The organism is Alteromonas sp. DYW1 (assembly GCF_059752595.1).
Genome location: NZ_CM186038.1, coordinates 1,096,369 through 1,114,491 on the forward strand (window position 1 = coordinate 1,096,369; position 18,123 = coordinate 1,114,491).

General features: G+C 45.5%; 14 protein-coding genes. 11 read left to right on the top strand and 3 right to left on the bottom strand.

What is annotated here, in order from left to right:
• The first annotated feature begins 106 nt into the window (after positions 1–106).
• The 4 genes from lon (at position 107) to AC121Z_RS04900 (ending at position 7,639) form a co-directional block, all read left to right on the top strand.
• Positions 107–2,458, top strand: a complete 2,352-nt coding sequence (gene lon / locus AC121Z_RS04885) for an endopeptidase La (RefSeq protein ID WP_498127162.1) — start codon at positions 107–109, stop codon at positions 2,456–2,458.
• 319 nt (positions 2,459–2,777) lie between these two features.
• Complete coding sequence (gene hupB / locus AC121Z_RS04890) at positions 2,778–3,050, top strand: nucleoid-associated protein HU-beta (protein ID WP_100643286.1); 273 nt, start codon at positions 2,778–2,780, stop codon at positions 3,048–3,050.
• A 132-nt stretch (positions 3,051–3,182) separates the two neighbouring features.
• Positions 3,183–5,561, top strand: coding sequence for a PilZ domain-containing protein (locus AC121Z_RS04895; RefSeq protein WP_498127164.1), 2,379 nt, complete (start codon positions 3,183–3,185; stop codon positions 5,559–5,561).
• A 188-nt stretch (positions 5,562–5,749) separates the two neighbouring features.
• Positions 5,750–7,639, top strand: coding sequence for a SurA N-terminal domain-containing protein (locus AC121Z_RS04900; RefSeq protein WP_498127166.1), 1,890 nt, complete (start codon positions 5,750–5,752; stop codon positions 7,637–7,639).
• Between the two features lie 64 nt (positions 7,640–7,703).
• On the opposite strand, the gene AC121Z_RS04905 is transcribed toward AC121Z_RS04900, so the two are convergent.
• The 3 genes from AC121Z_RS04905 to rpsT all read right to left on the bottom strand — a co-directional run bounded on the left by AC121Z_RS04905 (position 7,704) and on the right by rpsT (position 9,868).
• Positions 7,704–7,883, bottom strand: a complete 180-nt coding sequence (locus AC121Z_RS04905; RefSeq protein WP_498127168.1) for a hypothetical protein — start codon at positions 7,881–7,883, stop codon at positions 7,704–7,706.
• Positions 7,884–7,991: 108 nt separating this feature from the next.
• Positions 7,992–9,395, bottom strand: coding sequence for a M20/M25/M40 family metallo-hydrolase (locus AC121Z_RS04910; RefSeq protein WP_498127170.1), 1,404 nt, complete (start codon positions 9,393–9,395; stop codon positions 7,992–7,994).
• 209 nt (positions 9,396–9,604) lie between these two features.
• Positions 9,605–9,868, bottom strand: a complete 264-nt coding sequence (rpsT, locus tag AC121Z_RS04915; RefSeq protein ID WP_100643291.1) for a 30S ribosomal protein S20 — start codon at positions 9,866–9,868, stop codon at positions 9,605–9,607.
• A 199-nt stretch (positions 9,869–10,067) separates the two neighbouring features.
• On the opposite strand from rpsT, the gene AC121Z_RS04920 reads away from it, so the two are divergent.
• From AC121Z_RS04920 to ispH, 7 genes are all read left to right on the top strand, one after another.
• Complete coding sequence (locus tag AC121Z_RS04920; protein WP_498127171.1) at positions 10,068–10,493, top strand: CBS domain-containing protein; 426 nt, start codon at positions 10,068–10,070, stop codon at positions 10,491–10,493.
• 39 nt (positions 10,494–10,532) lie between these two features.
• The gene (gene murJ, locus AC121Z_RS04925; RefSeq protein WP_498127173.1) at positions 10,533–12,086 is read left to right on the top strand and encodes a murein biosynthesis integral membrane protein MurJ; all 1,554 of its coding nucleotides are present in this window, start codon (positions 10,533–10,535) and stop codon (positions 12,084–12,086) included.
• Between the two features lie 257 nt (positions 12,087–12,343).
• Positions 12,344–13,273, top strand: a complete 930-nt coding sequence (ribF, locus tag AC121Z_RS04930; protein WP_498127175.1) for a bifunctional riboflavin kinase/FAD synthetase — start codon at positions 12,344–12,346, stop codon at positions 13,271–13,273.
• A 23-nt stretch (positions 13,274–13,296) separates the two neighbouring features.
• A complete protein-coding gene (ileS, locus tag AC121Z_RS04935; protein ID WP_498127177.1) occupies positions 13,297–16,107 on the top strand; it encodes an isoleucine--tRNA ligase in 2,811 nt (936 codons plus the stop codon).
• Complete coding sequence (gene lspA, locus AC121Z_RS04940; RefSeq protein ID WP_498127179.1) at positions 16,100–16,609, top strand: signal peptidase II; 510 nt, start codon at positions 16,100–16,102, stop codon at positions 16,607–16,609. Before ileS ends, lspA begins: the two co-directional genes overlap by 8 nt.
• Positions 16,602–17,063, top strand: a complete 462-nt coding sequence (fkpB, locus tag AC121Z_RS04945) for an FKBP-type peptidyl-prolyl cis-trans isomerase (RefSeq protein ID WP_498127181.1) — start codon at positions 16,602–16,604, stop codon at positions 17,061–17,063. Before lspA ends, fkpB begins: the two co-directional genes overlap by 8 nt.
• Positions 17,064–17,080: 17 nt before the next feature.
• A complete protein-coding gene (ispH, locus tag AC121Z_RS04950; protein WP_498127182.1) occupies positions 17,081–18,025 on the top strand; it encodes a 4-hydroxy-3-methylbut-2-enyl diphosphate reductase in 945 nt (314 codons plus the stop codon).
• The last annotated feature ends 98 nt before the right edge of the window (positions 18,026–18,123 follow it).

Sequence of the window (18,123 nt, forward strand, 5' to 3'; positions counted from 1 at the left end):
CTAAGAGCCTTTTTTTATATCCATTGTGATGGGAATCTTGATACAGTGATTGAACTTTCTGACCCTAACCCCATATAAGACCGATAAGTAGTTTAAGAGAGAAAGCATGTCTAAAGACCAATCACAACGTGTGGAAATGCCCGTACTGGCGTTACGAGATGTTGTCGTTTATCCGCATATGGTTATCCCTTTGTTTGTCGGACGGGAAAAGTCGATCCGCTGCCTAGATGCGGCTATGGCTAATAACAAACAAATATTTTTAGTTGCCCAGAAAGATGCAGGCGTTGACGAACCGCAGCAAGATGACATTTATCATGTTGGCACTATCGCTACGATTTTACAGCTGTTAAAGCTGCCTGACGGCACAGTAAAGGTTTTGGTTGAGGGTAATGTGCGCGGTAAGGTTGACGGCCTAGCTCAGACTGAGCCGTATTTTGCTGCCAATGTTGAACGTATCCAAGATGAGCCTATTAGCGATAGTGAACAAGACGTACTGACACGCTCGGCAGTTTCCCAATTTGAAGGCTATGTAAAACTCAACAAAAAGATACCACCAGAAGTTCTGACCTCGTTAAATGGTATTGAAGACGCTGCTCGTCTTGCGGATACCATGGCTGCACATATGCCATTGAAATTGGCCGAGAAACAAAAAGTTCTCGAGATGGCCAGTGTCAACGAGCGGGTTGAATACTTAATGGCACTGATGGAAGGCGAAATAGACGTGCTCCAAGTGGAGAAAAAAATTCGCACGCGGGTCAAAAAGCAAATGGAAAAAAGCCAGCGCGAGTATTATTTGAATGAGCAAATGAAAGCGATTCAAAAAGAACTCGGCGAAATGGATGAGGCGCCTGATGAATTTGACGCTCTAAGCAAAAAGATTGATGAAGCCAAAATGCCAGAAGAGGCGAAAGATAAGGCTTCCGCAGAGCTTAAGAAACTCAAGATGATGTCACCAATGTCGGCTGAAGCAACAGTAGTCAGAAGTTATATTGATTGGCTCACAGGGGTTCCATGGCATAAACGCTCGGCAGTGAAGAAAGACTTAGCAAAAGCTGAAAAAATCCTTGATGCTGACCATTATGGTCTAGAGAAGGTGAAAGAGCGCATCATTGAATATTTAGCTGTTCAACAGCGCGTGAAGAAGCTAAAAGGGCCAATCCTTTGCTTAGTAGGGCCGCCGGGCGTAGGTAAAACGTCACTCGGCCAATCGATTGCCAAAGCAACGGGGCGTAAGTATGTGCGGATGGCGTTAGGCGGCGTTCGTGACGAGGCTGAGATCCGAGGCCACCGTCGAACCTATATTGGTTCGATGCCGGGCAAATTGATCCAGAAGATGTCCAAGGTTGGAGTGAAGAATCCGCTGTTTTTACTCGATGAAATCGACAAAATGTCGTCGGATATGCGCGGTGATCCCTCTTCTGCGCTTCTCGAGGTGCTCGATCCTGAGCAGAATAGTACCTTCAGCGATCATTATTTAGAAGTTGATTATGACTTGTCTGACGTTATGTTCGTCGCAACGTCTAATAGTATGAATATTCCGGGGCCATTGTTGGATCGGATGGAAGTCATCCGTTTATCCGGCTATACCGAGGATGAAAAGCTTAACATTGCCCAGCGACATTTGATTTCTAAACAAATCGAGCGCAATGGACTTAAAGAAGATGAACTCGAGATCACAGATTCTGCAGTTTTAGGTATGATCCGGTATTACACCCGTGAGGCCGGCGTGCGAAGTCTGGAGCGTGAGATTTCCAAAGTTTGTCGCAAAGCGGTTAAGCACATATTGTTAACGCCAAAAGCTGAAAAGGTTGTTGTGACTCAAGACAACTTGAAGGACTATTTGGGCGTACAACGTTTTGATTACGGCAAAGCGGATAAACAAAATCAAGTCGGTCAGGTGACAGGACTCGCGTGGACACAGGTGGGCGGTGACTTACTCACGATTGAAACGACAGCGGTAGTGGGTAAAGGCAAGATGACGTTCACCGGATCATTAGGTGACGTGATGCAAGAGTCGATTAAAACCGCAATGACGGTTGTCCGCAGTCGAGCTGAAAAATTGCGCATTAATAGTGACTTCCATGAAAAGCGAGATATTCATGTGCATGTGCCCGAGGGCGCTACGCCGAAGGATGGACCAAGTGCAGGTATCGGTATGTGCACCGCGTTAGTGTCTTGTTTAACCGGTAATCCAGTGAAGTGTGATGTCGCTATGACGGGTGAAATCACACTGCGCGGCGAAGTGTTGGCTATCGGTGGCTTAAAAGAAAAGTTGCTTGCAGCGCATCGTGGTGGAATAAAAACGGTGATTATTCCGCATGAGAATGAACGGGATTTAGAAGAGATCCCAGAGAATGTGAAAAAGGACTTATCTATTCACCCAGTCAAGTGGATTGATGAGGTGCTGGATTTGGCATTAGAGCATCCGGTTGAATCATTTAAAGTCGAAAAAGCATAAGAGTTGAAGCCTCCACTGTCGGCGAAAAAGCAGGCAGTGCGTGGGTTTGAGCGCAAAAACTTGCGCGGCAGGTTAAAAAATGAACAAATAATCGCTTTTTTTTTCACTTTTTTAACGATTATGGCTTCAAACTGGAAATAGTTGTGATACCTTTAATGGGTATTCGCTTCAAGCCTTTGCCACCAAAGGGGTGGCAGCGATTCACTAGAAGTTAATAAATTGTAAATGGACGCTTGATGTTATTATTCAAGCTTGCTATAACCACTTGGCAAAAAACGGTTTTGCCACACAAATAATAACAACCGAAGGGGATCTTATTGTGAACAAGTCTCAACTCATTGATACCATCGCTGCAAGCGCAGATATTTCTAAAGCAGCAGCTGGACGTGCTCTAGACGCTTTCACTGACGCAGTTACTGCAGCTCTTAAAGATGGTGATCAAGTAGCACTTGTTGGTTTTGGTACTTTCTCAGTTCGCGAGCGTGCAGCGCGTAGCGGCCGTAACCCACAAACTGGCCAAACAATTCAAATTGCAGCAGCGAAAGTTCCTTCTTTCAAAGCTGGTAAAGCACTTAAAGACGCTTGTAACTAATTTGATATAATCATCATGATTAGTATGAAAAACCTCTGACCTTGTCAGGGGTTTTTTTATGTCTTTGACGAACTGAATGTGCAATGCTATGTGCTTTAGTTTTGCTCAATGTGGTCTCTAGGGTAATCATGGATGCCGAATTCTGCAGATAATAAACCCCAGCAAATTAGCGACGAAGCACTGGTAATTAAACAGTATAAAGCGCTTATCGATAAACTGATTCCGTTGCAACAAGAGAACCGGTTATTGGAAGGGCTGAACAAGTTTTCTGGCCGTTTAAACAGTCGTGTTCGCAATATCATCAAAAATGAAGTCATACGATTGACTTCTCTGACAGATGCGTCTGCAGATAACTCAGAATTTGCTAACTTTCCGGTTATGAAGTTCAAGCATTTTGGTATCCCCATGCGCTTGGATAAGGTCGGTAAGGATATTTTAGAGAAGGAAACTGCGAAGTATCTCGATCGGTATACGGTGGGTGTGTTTGAGTCAGTAATGAACTCAGAGCATTATCAGGCCAAGGTTCGTCAGGAACAATTAAGCAAAATTGCCGATAGTTTTAGTACTGAATCACAGTCTTTTGAGGATATTGATTTTGCTGAAGATTTAGCAATTAGACCTAACTTTACCGTCACTTGTACCGAATTTGAAAAGGGCAAGCATTGTCCCTTGGCATCATTGTCGTTTACTGAAATGGTGGTGGAAACAAAGCGTGCTCCGCAAATTGATACAGAGGAGTCGATTTTAGAGTTTACATTTCCTCAAGTCACGGGGTTTACTCCAAAGACAACGAAGCTTAAGTATGAGCTGCTAGAGAGTCATTTTAATAAGCAACTATCGGTATTTGAGTCTCGTTTTAAGTTGGTAGATCCGGTCCCCCAGAAATTAAAACAGCGCCTGCGTGAGTATATTCAGGGAGCTGTGCATCAGTTTCCGCTGCAGTTTGATTTGGAAGTAGAGCGGTCGATGCAGGATTTAGAGCGAGACCGGATCTTTGCACATAGCCCTTGGATCCCAGTTTTTCTGCGCTCGGTGAAAGATATCTACTCAACCGTATATCAATTGGTGACACCAAAAAACAGTGAATACAATCAGGATTTTAGTGCTAGCGAGGATTTACCCGGTAAGACAATTTTGCAACGCTTAATCAAGGAATTACAGCGCTTTGACGAAACCTTTTTACTAAAAGGGCGTTTCAAGACGAAAGCAGGCTCTGTGGTAGTGTTTGTTACCCATCGCGAATTGGCAACGCATAACATGATAAAGCAATTCGTTGAACAAGCTGAACAAATTGAAGAGTTTAAAATATTACAGTGTCGATTAAGTGAAATAGAAGAAACTCACAAGCAGCAAGCGTTTTCTATTCATGATTTGACCGCAAACGATTACCCTGAATTAACGCAAGTCAGTCATATTCTATATTGTAAAGATGTTACTGAATGGATAGGTGAGTTAGAAGTTGCCGAGCCAGAACCGTTTAAGCCCTTTCCCAAATCCATAATCAATCAAGAGCGTCCTACTCATTGTGACATTGTAATGGAATCAGGTGCGGATAGACGATCGCAACCTCGTTACGCAATGAATAAGCCGGCCACAATCAAACTCGGTTTTTTCTCGCAGCTAAAAGCGACATTAGATGACTTATCTGAAAATGGTTTAAAGCTGACAGTATTGCAGCCTGGGAATGCAGAGATTGGGGATGAAGTTAAGGTTTCGGTCAATGATTTACAATTAACCAATCAGAAGTACCGAGTCGTAGTTTACGAGCCAGACAGCGGTATATTACGTTTATGTTTGGATGAGAATACGGCTAAACAAGAAGGCGGGCGCTTGCATCGGCTATTTCGCAATAACGCGGAATATTTCTCCCAACGTAACCTGGCCATCAAACAATCACATACGCATCGATTCTTATGGGAGTTATGTATTCGCAATATGCCTTGTGCTTCAATTCTGATTACTAACAATCGATTTGCTATCGATCGTCTTAAGACTGTTTACCACAAGCAAAATTGTTATGATTTAAAGCCATTCAATGCAACGTTGAACAAAGTTCCATTGCATGGTTTTTTTGCCGATAAAGAGGCTCCTACACCACGTTCGGAGCTGCTTGAAAAAATGCTCAAGACCAATCTTCGCGATGTGCATGTGGTACATGCGATAAAAATTAAAGATAAGCGGATTATCTTTATTGATTTGGGGGATTATTTATTTGGCAAAGTAAGACATCAACTCAGCAAATTTGTGGCAGATAAATTAGCCCAAGTATGTGTAACACACATCAGTGCAATTCGTTGTACCTCAGCCGATACGCCCTTAACTGCTAAGCGATTAGCACAGCTGTCGAAAATTAACATCGAAATGTATGAAAAATTAGTCGCTATGCAAAACGGTTATACCCATGTGTTGTATCTCACCAATGTTTCAGCGTTTCACAATATATTGCTAAAGTTTGGTATCCACCCCAAGAAGACAAATTCGGCAAATTCTTCGAGCGCCACGACCGAATAAATAGCTTAAGGAATAGATTAAATTTTAGATTTGGCCTATTTAACCTTTTTTTTCGCTAAACCAGCTAAAACTCGACGAAATAAGCAGTCGAGATATTTTCTCAATGCGGTATAATTCGCGCCCTAAAATGAAAAGAGCTTTGCGCTAAAAAATTCAAAGCTAATGGTGTTATGGAGAGTTGCTAAGCCATGTTAGAAAAAATAAGAGAAGGGGCTCAGGGGCCTTGGGCGATGGTTATCATAGCCCTGATCGTTTTAAGTTTCGTATTTGCTGGGGTGGGGAGTTATTTGACCGGCTCGACAGAGACAGCCGTGGCCAAAGTCAACGGTGTTGAGATCCAGCAAAACACCTTAGAACGGGCCTACCAAAACGAACGTGCGAGAATTGAAAGCCAATTTGGTGAAGGTGTTGCAGCATTATTTGCAAACCCTGAGTATCTGCAGGAGTTCCGTCTTGGCGTGTTAGAACGTTTGATTGGCGAGCAGTTGGTTGAGCAAAAAGCCCAGGAACTTGGCTTGCGCGTGAGTGATCAACAGATCCGAGAAACACTATTAGCAATGCCTGAGTTTCAAGTGGGTGGACAGTTTAATAACGAGCGTTATCAGGCAATCATTCAACAGGCCGGTTTTAAAGCCAATACCTTCCGCGATTATATGCGTGCTGAAATGACCCGGGACCAGCTTGCTCGGGCCCTTGCAGGCAGTGAATTTGTTTTAGATGCAGAAGCGCAACGCTTAAATAATTTGCAAAGTCAGCAGCGTGATATTGATGTGATTAATATCGCGGCAACCCCATTTGCTGATGATATCGAGATCACTGAACAGGATATTCAGGGCTACTATGAGGCAAACGTGGAACGCTATGACACTCAGGAACGTGTTGCATTGCGCTACGTCGAGTTAAGAGTCGATGATTTACTCGACGATGTGACTGTTTCAGATGATGAGATTGCTGAATATTACACACTAAATAAGCGCTCTTACATGACTGAAGAAGAACGCAGAGTTTCGCACATCCTGCTTGAGTTTGGTGATGATGAAGCTGCGGCTCAAGCCAAGGCGGAAGCATTAGTTGCTCGCATTAAGGCTGGTGAAGATTTTGCAGAATTAGCTAAAGCTGAGTCAGATGACACGTTTAGTGCCGAAAATGGTGGTGACCTTGACTTTTTTGGTCGCGATATTATGGATCCTGCATTTGAACAAGCGGCTTTTGCCTTGGCACAAGTCGGCGATACAACGGATGTAGTGCAAAGTGAATTTGGCTTTCACATCATCAAACTAACCGATATCAAGCCTGAACAAGTAACACCGCTCGAAGAAGTTGCTGCAGATATTCGCACTATTGTGCAAACCGACAAGGCAACAGAATTGTTTTATGCACGACAACAAGATATGGCGCAGTTAGCGTTTGAAATTCCTGACGCTCTAGAGGATGTTGCCGGTGCTGCAGGTATGCCTGTTCAAGAAACCGCACTATTCAATGCGACTAGCGCGCCAGTTGGTGTTAACTACCCTCAAGTGACAGCGATAGCATTTACGCCTGAGTTAATTGAGGATCGCGTTAATTCTGATGTTATTGAAATCGATGAAAATCATGTCATGGTCATCCGGGTCGCTGAGCATGAGCCGCAGCGCACCAAGTCACTGACTGAAGTGCGTGACGGTATCGAAGCGACTTTGCGTCAAGAGCGCGCACAACAAGCTGCTCTGGCCTTTGCAAATGAGTTAATGACAACCCTGCAAAGCGGTGAGGCGATTGACACAACGTTAGCGCAACGCGAATTGGCATGGGAGACATTCTCTGATCTGACAAGAGGTATGGCTACGCCGGGAATGAACGTGGTAGAGCAAGCATTTACTTTAGGTTTGCAAGAAGGACAAAACCTGACGACGGTTGCCAAGGCTGATGGTAATGTCGCCTTAGTTAAGCTTACTGCGGTTAACACGCCAGAAGTGGATACTAACGAATTGGCAGAGGCGATAAAGCAACGCGTATTATCCACCACTAGCCAAACGAATTATCAAGCCTTCATTGACGCGCTGCGCAGTGAGGCTGATATACAAGTTCTGATCCGTTAAGCGCAAGCAGTATCTATAGAAAGGCCCAGTAGGCAATTGCCACTGGGCCTTTTTTATTTCTTTTTTAATATTGCGCTTGAGTCATGAACAATAATGCGGTGTAGGCCACTGCGATAGCAGATGAAAAGACTAAAATATATTTAAAGCCTTGTTTACCTTGGCGCAATGTGTACCCCTGTGATTTTAAGTAGAGTGTCCATGCAATGCATAAAACCAGAGGAACCAAAAATAAAAGACGTAGCACAGCTTAATCCTTAAAATTTCTACCATTTAACGGTTGCGTTAGGTTATACGCCAGATACTTAAAAAGAGCCCAGTATCTGGCTTTAACCGTCGATCGTGAATGCGCAGATTACAGCTCAGGCGCAGGGCGTGGCTCTATGTTTGTATTTGCCATAAAGTGGGTAAACACGCTCCATACCGCCAAGTTCTGTTGCAAATCCACAGGGTTAATTTTATCCAATGTATCATTCGGCGTGTGATGATAATCAAAATAATAGGTGCCATCTTGACGTAAATTCACGACCGGCACACCATACTTGGGCAGCATTGATACGTCTGGGCCACCCGTTGCAGTATTGTCGCCTTTAGCTACACCCAAACTAGCCAGACTGGAGTATAGAGGTTCTGTTGCTGGTAAAGCAGCTGAGTTGAAACGGGTGTCCATTTGATAAATGCGACCAGCGCCAAAATCACTTTCAGCCGCGACGATGAGTTTATCCAGGTTGTCCTTTTCAAGTCGTGTATATTCATAGGCGCCCACTAGACCAATTTCTTCAGCCGCATACAGTACCACTCGAATCGTGCGCTTGGGTTGACCTACCACCTCTTTAATTAGCTTGGCTGCGGCCATGACAATGCCAACGCCAGCACCATCATCAAGTGCGCCTGTACCCTCGTCCCATGAATCTAAATGGGCAGAAATGAGAACAATTTCATCGGGTCTCTCACTGCCAATAAACTCGCCAATGACATTGTAAGAGGTTTGCCAACCGAGTTCTTTGGCTTTTAGATTAACATCCAGTGACACGGTATGACCGCCATTCACCATGGCTTCAAGGATGTCTGCGTCTGCGTTTGAAACTGCACCAGCGGGAATCTTCTCAACGTCATCGCTATAGCGCATGATGCCGGTGTGGGCAAAGCGTGAATTGTCAGTACCCACTGAGCGGATTAACACGGCGCTGGCACCAAGTTTTGCAGCCTCCACCGCGCCTTGTACTCGACCGCTTACAACTGGGCCATAGCCCCGTCCAGCGCGATCCCGTTCCATCCGATGATTAATAAATACTATCTTGTCTTGCACACTGTCGGGCGTTAGTGTTTTTAGCTCATCTAAAGAACCAACCATGACCATTTCAGCTTGCAAGCCACCGTCAGGGGTAGCGATTGAGCCGCCTAAAGCCGTTATTACCAGTGCTTGCTCGAATGGCGCGACGACTTTTGCGTCGGCAAGACCGCGAGACCAATTTCTCACTCTTACCGGTTGCGTGGTAATACGGTCGAAGCCTAAGGACTCAAATTTAGCCTGGGCCCATGCAACCGCTCTTTTGTCACCTTCACTGCCAGGGATCCTTGGGCCAACTTCAACGGTTAATGATTTGACAATATCAAAGGCAAGGTTTGAGCTTGTTGCCGTTTGGATTAACTCTGGTGCTTGGGATACACCAGTTCCTGCGTGTTGTGGTTGATTAGCGCAAGCGGTTAAAGTTAATGCAAAGCAAAAGGCGAGCGAACGCGGTAGGGAAACGAGCATGAAAGATCCTTGATAAAGTGTATTTGGGTTAGTCTAACTGAAGTCCTAAATAGGATGAAGTATTACCCTGTTAGTGCGCGGCTAATCGATTAATTATTAGGGTAAATGTAGGTTGCAACCGAGAGGAATGGAACTAAGCGGCATGCAATCATTATCGGGATATAAAAAAAGCGCCCTAAGGCGCTTTTTGTAACAAAATAAGGTTGCGATTAAGCAAGCGCTTTAATTTGTGCAGCAAGGCGGCTCTTATGACGCGCTGCTTTATTCTTATGGATCAAACCACGTGCAGCCATGCGGTCTAGAATCGGCTGAGCCGCAACGAACGCAGTTTGAGCAGCGGCTTTATCGCCAGCTTCAATTGCCGCAACAACTTTCTTTAAGCTGGTGCGAGTCATGGAGCGACGACTGGCGTTGTGCTGGCGACGCTTTTCGGCCTGAATGGCACGTTTCTTAGCAGACTTAATGTTAGCCAAGGTGTAACTCCCAAAAAGAGGTAAAAATTAAGGGTGCGGATTGTGCCTATATCGACGCGTAAAGTCAACTCTTTTTGCGCTTAATACCATCTTACCCAATGCTCGCGGATACAGTAATGGCAGGATCGCCTAAGTTGGAGTAATCTAATAACTGGGGTAGGTTATTAGCGAAAATGTTTACCACACTGAAGGGGGCAATATGACGATTTACGTCGCAGATGTTATGACAACGCCGGTATTTTCTTTGTCGCCTGAAACGTCACTGCATCATGCGCATAGCGTGACCAAAGCAAAAGGTATTCGTCATTTACCCATCGTTGATCCACAGACTGATAAGTTGATAGGCATCGTGACGCAGAAAGCGTTAATTGCCAAAGTCTTCGGCTTAGTTGCCACTTATGGCAGTGCAGCGTTGGCCGAACGCGAAGCGAATACCAATATCATGGAGGTTGCACTTACTGATTTTGATACCGTAAAAGCAGACAATGATGTCACCCAAGTCGCCAGCTTTTTTCTTAATAACAAGCATGGATGTTTGCCAGTCGTTGATGATGAATTTAGGGTAATTGGGATTTTAACCTCGTCTGATTTTGTTAAACTCGCGATAAAATTATTAGAACAATAACTCTGCGCTAGCTTTGCGCGTGTATTCAAGGCGCTCTTCTTGGCTTCAAAATTATTAAAATCCGGTCTTGTCGTTAGCGCAATGACTCTCATTTCCCGCGTATTAGGGCTTATTCGTGATGCAGTGGTTGCTTTGCTGATGGGCGATGGCGCTGCGGCAGATGTCTTCTTTTTTGCCAATAAAATTCCTAATTTTTTACGGCGTTTATTTGCTGAAGGCGCTTTTTCTCAGGCTTTTGTACCCGTACTAACAGAAGTCAATCACAACGAGTCCTTGGCACGACAACGCGAATTCGTAGCCCAAGTATCCGGAACATTGGGTGCGATCGTGTTTGTGCTTGCAATTGTCGGGGTTGTTGGTTCACCAGTTATCGCCGCTCTGTTTGGTACAGGGTGGTTCATTGATTATGTAAATAACCAGCCAGACGGAGCGAAATTTGAGTTGGCTTCGTTAATGCTGAAAATAACCTTTCCTTACATCGCATTTATCTCTTTGGTGGGAGTTTCAGGCGCTGTACTGAATACCCTCAATCGTTTCGCTGTTGCAGCGTTTACACCAGTCCTCTTGAATATTAGCATCATTGCGTGTGCTTGGTACTTATCGCCCCACTTGGCGCAACCGGCGTTTGCCCTGGCTTGGGGGGTGTTTATTGGTGGCATCGTGCAGCTATTGTTTCAATTGCCCTTTCTTTATCGTGCTGGGTTTCTGGTAAGACCTCGGTGGGGGTGGAATGATCCCGGAGTCGTTAAGGTGCGGCGGCTGATGATCCCAGCCCTTTTTGGGGTTAGCGTGAGTCAGATCAACCTGTTGTTTGACACATTAATTGCAAGTTTTTTGGTTACCGGTTCGATCAGCTGGCTGTATTACTCTGACCGATTATTAGAGTTTCCTTTAGGCTTATTTGGGATTGCGATTGCAACCGTAATTTTGCCAGCTTTATCGCGCGATCACGTGAGTAAGAATAGTCGTCAATTCGCCAGTAATATGGATTGGGCATTTAGGATGGTCTGTTTACTTGGAATACCCGCGGCAACCGGCTTGTTTGTACTTGCAGAACCCATTCTCACGGTTATTTTTGAACGCGGGGCATTTACAGCAGAGACTGCGTATATGGCGTCGTTGAGCCTAATGGCCTATTCCGTTGGGCTATTAAGTTTCATGTTAGTTAAAGTATTAGCCCCAGGCTTTTTTTCGCGCCATGACACTAAAACTCCGGTGAAATTTGGGATATGGAGTATGGTTGCTAATATGGTTTTCAATGTCCTGTTAGCGATTCCATATGGTTATATTGGTTTAGCAATTGCCACCAGTCTGTCGGCAACGTTAAACGCCGGCTTATTATACTGGGCTCTCGCTCAGCAGGGCGTGTTTAAATTGACGCTGCAAACCGTTGGGTTTGTGTTGCGCGTTACTGCCGCCGCGGCGATTATGGCGGGATTCGTAATCGGGTATCCCCAGCCTACATGGTCAGAACTGGCTGAATTAACGCGGGTGATTGAATTAGCTATTTTAATCCTTTTGGCTTTCGGCGTTTTCGCCCTTAGCGCGTTGGTTCTCGGGATCCGACCTTCTCAACTTCGCAATAGCGCTTAAGCTAGCCGCTTGCAGTTTATACCCGTCAATTCGAAAATGCTTCTTCTGTTCCGCCAAACGCAGCGAAGTTAAGCGCAAACCGAATCCTAAAGTGCCACAGGATTTGACATTGCTGCATTACCGTATTACAGCGCGCACATGATTTGCACTCTGGCCAAATAAAAATTGAGCAATAATTGGTATTCAATTCAAGGTCGTTTATAATCGCGAGCTTTGTTTCAACTTCCGCTTACACTAGCAGTCACAGAGGGCATTACGTGGAATTAGTGCACGGTTTACACAACTTGCGCGAACGGCACAAAGGGTGTGTATTAACCATTGGCAAATTTGACGGCGTGCATCTGGGTCACCAAGCGGTGTTGACACAATTAATTGCACAAGCACGCAAACGGAATCTGCCGGCAGTGGTCATGGTGTTTGAGCCGCAACCAGAAGAAGTGTTTATGCCTGATTCGGCACCCGCGCGCTTGAGTACTTTGCGAGATAAGTATATCGCCTTGCGAGAACTCGGTATTGACCGGTTAATTTGCGTGAAATTCAATTCGAAGTTTGCCAGTCAATCGCCAGAAACCTTTACGCAAGAATTACTGGTTGCCAAGCTCGGGGTTCAATTCTTAGTAATCGGTGACGATTTTCGTTTTGGTAAGGCGCGAGCGGGTGATTTTGCAATGTTAAAGCGCGCCGGCCAAGCTAACCGTTTTTCTGTAGTCAATACGCAGAGTCTATTGATGGCAAATTGCCGCGTCAGTTCAACGGCGGTCAGAGAATCGCTTGAACGTGGTAACTTTACCAATGCCGCCGCAATGCTAGGCCGGCCTTTTAGTATCGCAGGTAAAGTGGTGCATGGTGAAAAACGCGGGCGAACGATTGGTTTCCCAACGGCGAATGTGTTGTTAAAACGTTTAAAAGCCCCTATCTCTGGGGTGTTTGCAGTGCATGTGACTGTGTCAGAGCGAGTATATTATGGGGTTGCTAATATTGGCCATCGACCGACAGTTAATGGCGCTCGAGCGCAATTGGAAGTGCATGTTTTCGAGTTTAACGAAAATTTATATGGGCAAAGAATACGAGTAACCCCTGTAGCGAAATTACGTGATGAGCAAAAGTTTGACTCATTTGAAGATTTAAAAGAACAAATCATTGAAGATGCAGAGCGCGCTAAAAGTGTAATTGCATCGACTATTTAACTTACGACTGGAACGACAACCGCATGAGTGACTACAAAGCCACCTTGAACTTACCTGATACTGCCTTTCCTATGCGCGGGAACCTTGCACAGCGTGAGCCGCAAATGCTTAAGCAATGGCAGCAGCAAGATCTATATAGCAAGATCCGTGCAGCCAAAGCAGGTAAGAAACCCTTTATATTGCACGATGGCCCACCGTACGCGAATGGCAATATCCATATTGGTCATGCGGTCAATAAAATTCTTAAGGATATTATCGTTAAGTCTAAAACTTTAGCTGACTATGATGCACCTTATGTGCCTGGTTGGGATTGCCATGGATTACCGATTGAGTTGATGGTGGAGAAAAAGGTCGGTAAACCCGGGCATAAAGTAACGACTGCGGAATTTCGGCAAAAATGTCGTGAATACGCGCAAAAGCAAATCGATGGTCAGTTAGCTGACTTTGTCCGGCTTGGGGTTTTTGGTGATTGGCAAAACCCCTACAAGACCATGGATTTTAGCTCTGAAGCTAATATCATTCGCGCGTTGAGCAAAATTGTTGACAACGGTCATGTTGAGAAGGGGTTTAAGCCGGTACATTGGTGCACCGATTGTGGTTCAGCGCTCGCTGAAGCTGAAGTTGAATATAAAGATAAGGTATCGCCCGCCATTGATGTTGCCTTTCCAGTTGCTGACTCTGCCGGCTTCGCTAATGCATTTAAGGTAGAGCCAGCATTGTTGGAAGACGCCGCCATGGTGATCTGGACAACGACACCTTGGACCATTCCAGCAAACCGTGCGGTTTCATTGCATCCAGAGCTACACTATGCATTGGTTCGAATGACCATCGAAGGGCAAGCCAAGACGTTAATTTTGGCTGCGGACTTGGTGGAGAGTTGCGTGTCTCGGTATGACGCTAAAGATATAGAAAACCTTGCAGTGGCTACCGGGCAAGCACTTGAGCAGCTAATGCTCCAGCATCCTTTAGATCCAATCCAAGTGCCGGTCATTCTTGGTGAACACGTGACAACAGAATCAGGCACGGGTTGTGTACACACAGCGCCAGCGCACGGTGTGGATGACTTTAATGTTGGCAAACGTTATGGCATCGAAGTGTATAACCCGGTTGCGAGTAACGGTGTTTATGTTGCTGGCACGGCAAATTTTGAGGGGCAACACGTATTTAAAGCTAATGACGCTATTATTGCAGCATTAGCGGAAGTCGGTAATCTCATCTTGCATGTCAAGTACGAGCACAGTTATCCGCATTGCTGGCGTCATAAGACCCCAATTATTTTCCGTGCGACTCCGCAATGGTTTATTAGCATGGATAAAAATAATCTGCGTGCGACTTCTATCGAGGAAATCCATAAAACTGAATGGATCCCAGCATGGGGCGAAAGCCGCATTGAGAGTATGGTCGAAGGGCGTCCTGATTGGTGTATTTCACGCCAGCGTACCTGGGGTGTACCAATTCCGTTGTTCATCCATAAAGTCAGTGGTGACATTCATCCTCAGTCGACGGCCATTATGGAGCGGGTTGCTCAGGCCGTTGAGCAAAAAGGGATCCAAGCATGGTGGGATTTCAGTGACGAAGAGTTACTAGGAGCAGATAGTTCAGACTATGAGAAAGTCACTGATACTTTGGATGTGTGGTTTGACTCTGGCGTAACCCATTACTTTGTGGTTGAGCGACGGGATGATTTGCCTGCAGCGCCAGACCTCTACCTTGAAGGCTCAGATCAACATCGTGGATGGTTTATGTCATCATTGATGACCTCAGTCGCGATGCACGGTCATGCCCCTTATAAACAGGTACTAACGCACGGATTTACCGTAGATGCAGATGGCAAGAAAATGTCGAAGTCGTTGGGTAATGTGGTATCTCCGCAAGAGGTAACCAACAAACTGGGAGCGGACATTTTACGTTTATGGGTAGCGTCTACTGATTACCGCAGTGAAATTGCGGTTTCGGACGAAATTTTAAAACGTTCGGCTGACGCCTATAGGCGGATCCGCAATACCGCGCGCTTCTTACTCGCCAACTTAAACGGCTTCGATCCCACAGAGCACAAAGTTGCCAGCGCTGATATGGTGGCACTGGATCAATGGGCTGTGCAACGTGCACAGGAAGTACAAGCGGATATCGAAGACGCTTACCGTCGATATGACTTACTCGAAGTCACGCAGGCACTGATGCAATTCTGCTCGATTGAAATGGGAAGTTTCTATTTAGATATCATCAAGGATCGTCAGTATACCGCCAAAGCTGACGGACATGCGCGTCGGTCATGCCAAACCGCGTTGTATCATATCGCTGAGGCTCTGGTGCGTTGGATGGCGCCAGTGATGAGTTTCACTGCGCAAGAAGTCTGGGAAGCATTACCCGGTCAGCGCAGTCAATTTGTATTTACCGAAACTTGGTACACGGGCTTTGAAAATGTCGCACCTGTGTATGACAATCGTTTTTGGCAAACAGTAATGAAAGTAAAGACTGCTGTTAATCGATGCCTAGAAGCTGCCCGTAAGGATGGTGTCTTAGGTGGTTCACTGGAAGCGAATGTAACGCTGTACGCGAATGAGCAACTAGCGCAAGTATTAGCGAAGTTAGAAAATGAATTACGCTTTGTACTTATCTGCTCAAAGGTCAACGTGGTTGTAGGGACCAGTGATGATGCCAGCGCAACTGATATTGAAGGCTTGCAAGTGCAAGTAAGCAAGACTCATGATAATAAGTGTGTTCGTTGTTGGCACTACACCGATGATGTCGGCTCGCATAGTGAACATCCAGAGTTGTGCGGTCGTTGTGTGACTAACGTTGCGGGAGCAGGTGAGGCGCGTCATTATGCTTAACGCACTCAAGAATAGCGGTTTGCGTTTTTTGTGGATCAGTGTGTTGGTTTTTATTGTTGACCAATGGACCAAGTTGACTGTCGTGCAAGAAATGAAACTGTATCAGTCGATTGAAGTGATGCCTTTGTTTAACCTGACCTACGTGCATAACTATGGTGCAGCATTTAGTTTTTTACACGATGCAGGTGGTTGGCAACGTTGGTTCTTTACCGCAATCGCTATTGGCGTCAGTGCATTATTATTGTATTGGTTGCGGCAAGTCCCCAAACAGCAAGTTCGACTACCTGTGGCCTTTACCTTTATTTTAGGGGGCGCGCTGGGTAACGTATATGATCGTTTGGTGCACGGATACGTAATAGATTTCCTAGATTTTTATTATCAGCAGTGGCACTGGCCAGCATTTAATATTGCGGATAGTGCAATTTTTATCGGCGCGGCCCTGTTAATTCTCGATATGTTGCTAAGCAAAGACAATCAGGAATCTAAAACCCTAAATGAGTAACAATATAATCCACGAAAAAAGCGAAGTGCTGATGCACTTTGATTTAAAGTTAGAAGATGGTTCTGCGGCTGACAGTACCCGAGTTAACAATAAGCCAGCAAAGCTTGTGATGGGGGATGGCAGTTTAACCCCTAACTTTGAGGCCTGTTTACTGGGCATGCAAGAGGGAGAGCGCAAGTCGTTTACGTTGGCTGCAAATGACGCATTTGGCATGCCGAATCCAGATAATATTTATCACCTGGAGCGCAGTCGATTTGAGTTGGAAGAAGGTGTCCAGGAAGGTATGATTATCGGGTTCGCGCAACCTGATGGTTCTGAAATACCAGGAATTATCCGCAGTGTTGCCGGAGATTCCGTTACGGTTGATTTTAATCATCCGTTAGCAGGTCAAACTGTTATCTTTGATGTGGAAATTTTGGCGGTACGTAACCCCGAAGCAAAATCGATGCACTAAATTATTTGGACGAATCTATGCAAATTCATTTGGCTAATCCGCGCGGTTTTTGTGCTGGTGTAGACCGGGCAATCACTATTGTTGAGCGTGCACTCGAGTTATTCCAACCGCCAATCTATGTACGTCATGAAGTTGTGCATAATCGTTTCGTGGTTGATGGGCTAAAGGCTCGGGGCGCAGTGTTTGTTGATGAAGTAGCTGAAGTACCTGATGATAGTATCGTCATATTTAGTGCGCATGGAGTTTCGCAAAAAGTCCGACAACAAGCGGCTGAGCGTGGTCTAAAGGTCTTTGATGCGACTTGTCCTTTGGTGACCAAAGTGCACATGGAAGTTACCCGAGCAAGCAAAAGGGGGACAGAGTGCATTCTGATTGGTCATGCTGGACACCCTGAGGTTGAGGGAACAATGGGGCAATACCATAACCCTAAAGGCGGTATCTATTTGGTTGAGTCCATTGAAGATGTCGCAAATTTGCAGGTGAAAGACGAAAGTAATCTCTATTATTGCAGTCAAACTACGCTGTCCGTCGATGACACGGCAGAAGTGATCGATGCTTTACGTGAGCGCTTCCCGCAGATTGAAGGGCCACGCAAGGATGATATTTGTTATGCAACGCAGAATCGTCAAGATGCGGTTCGTGAACTTGCTGCCGAATGCGATGTCGTATTGGTAGTAGGCGCACAGAACAGCTCAAACTCAAATCGATTGCGGGAATTGGCGGCAAAAATTGGTTCCACCGCATATTTAATCGACGGTGCGGATTGTATTCAAACCGAATGGTTATCTAGTGCAACTAATATTGGCGTCACAGCCGGAGCATCAGCGCCTGAAGTGTTGGTGCAAGCGGTGATTGAACGCTTGCAAGCGCTAGGAGCAACATCTGCAACTGAGCGCCAGGGGAGGGAAGAAAATGTGGAGTTTGCAGTCCCCAAGGAACTTAGAATTAAGCAAGTAGTCTAGTCTTGTTGCCCTGTACTGAGGAGATGTTTCGGTACAGGTACGCTTTTTTTATACCTTTTAATCCCCCAAAATAACTATCCCTTCGATTAAATGAGCTA

What these genes read in the sequence shown, in the direction of transcription:
- lon (WP_498127162.1), top strand. Translation starts at nt 107, where the DNA reads ATGTCTAAAGACCAATCACAACGTGTGGAAATGCCCGTACTGGCGTTA.
- AC121Z_RS04895 (WP_498127164.1), top strand. Translation starts at nt 3,183, where the DNA reads ATGCCGAATTCTGCAGATAATAAACCCCAGCAAATTAGCGACGAAGCA.
- AC121Z_RS04900 (WP_498127166.1), top strand. Translation starts at nt 5,750, where the DNA reads ATGTTAGAAAAAATAAGAGAAGGGGCTCAGGGGCCTTGGGCGATGGTT.
- AC121Z_RS04910 (WP_498127170.1), bottom strand. Translation starts at nt 9,395, where the DNA reads ATGCTCGTTTCCCTACCGCGTTCGCTCGCCTTTTGCTTTGCATTAACT.
- AC121Z_RS04920 (WP_498127171.1), top strand. Translation starts at nt 10,068, where the DNA reads ATGACGATTTACGTCGCAGATGTTATGACAACGCCGGTATTTTCTTTG.
- ileS (WP_498127177.1), top strand. Translation starts at nt 13,297, where the DNA reads ATGAGTGACTACAAAGCCACCTTGAACTTACCTGATACTGCCTTTCCT.
- lspA (WP_498127179.1), top strand. Translation starts at nt 16,100, where the DNA reads ATGCTTAACGCACTCAAGAATAGCGGTTTGCGTTTTTTGTGGATCAGT.
- fkpB (WP_498127181.1), top strand. Translation starts at nt 16,602, where the DNA reads ATGAGTAACAATATAATCCACGAAAAAAGCGAAGTGCTGATGCACTTT.
- ispH (WP_498127182.1), top strand. Translation starts at nt 17,081, where the DNA reads ATGCAAATTCATTTGGCTAATCCGCGCGGTTTTTGTGCTGGTGTAGAC.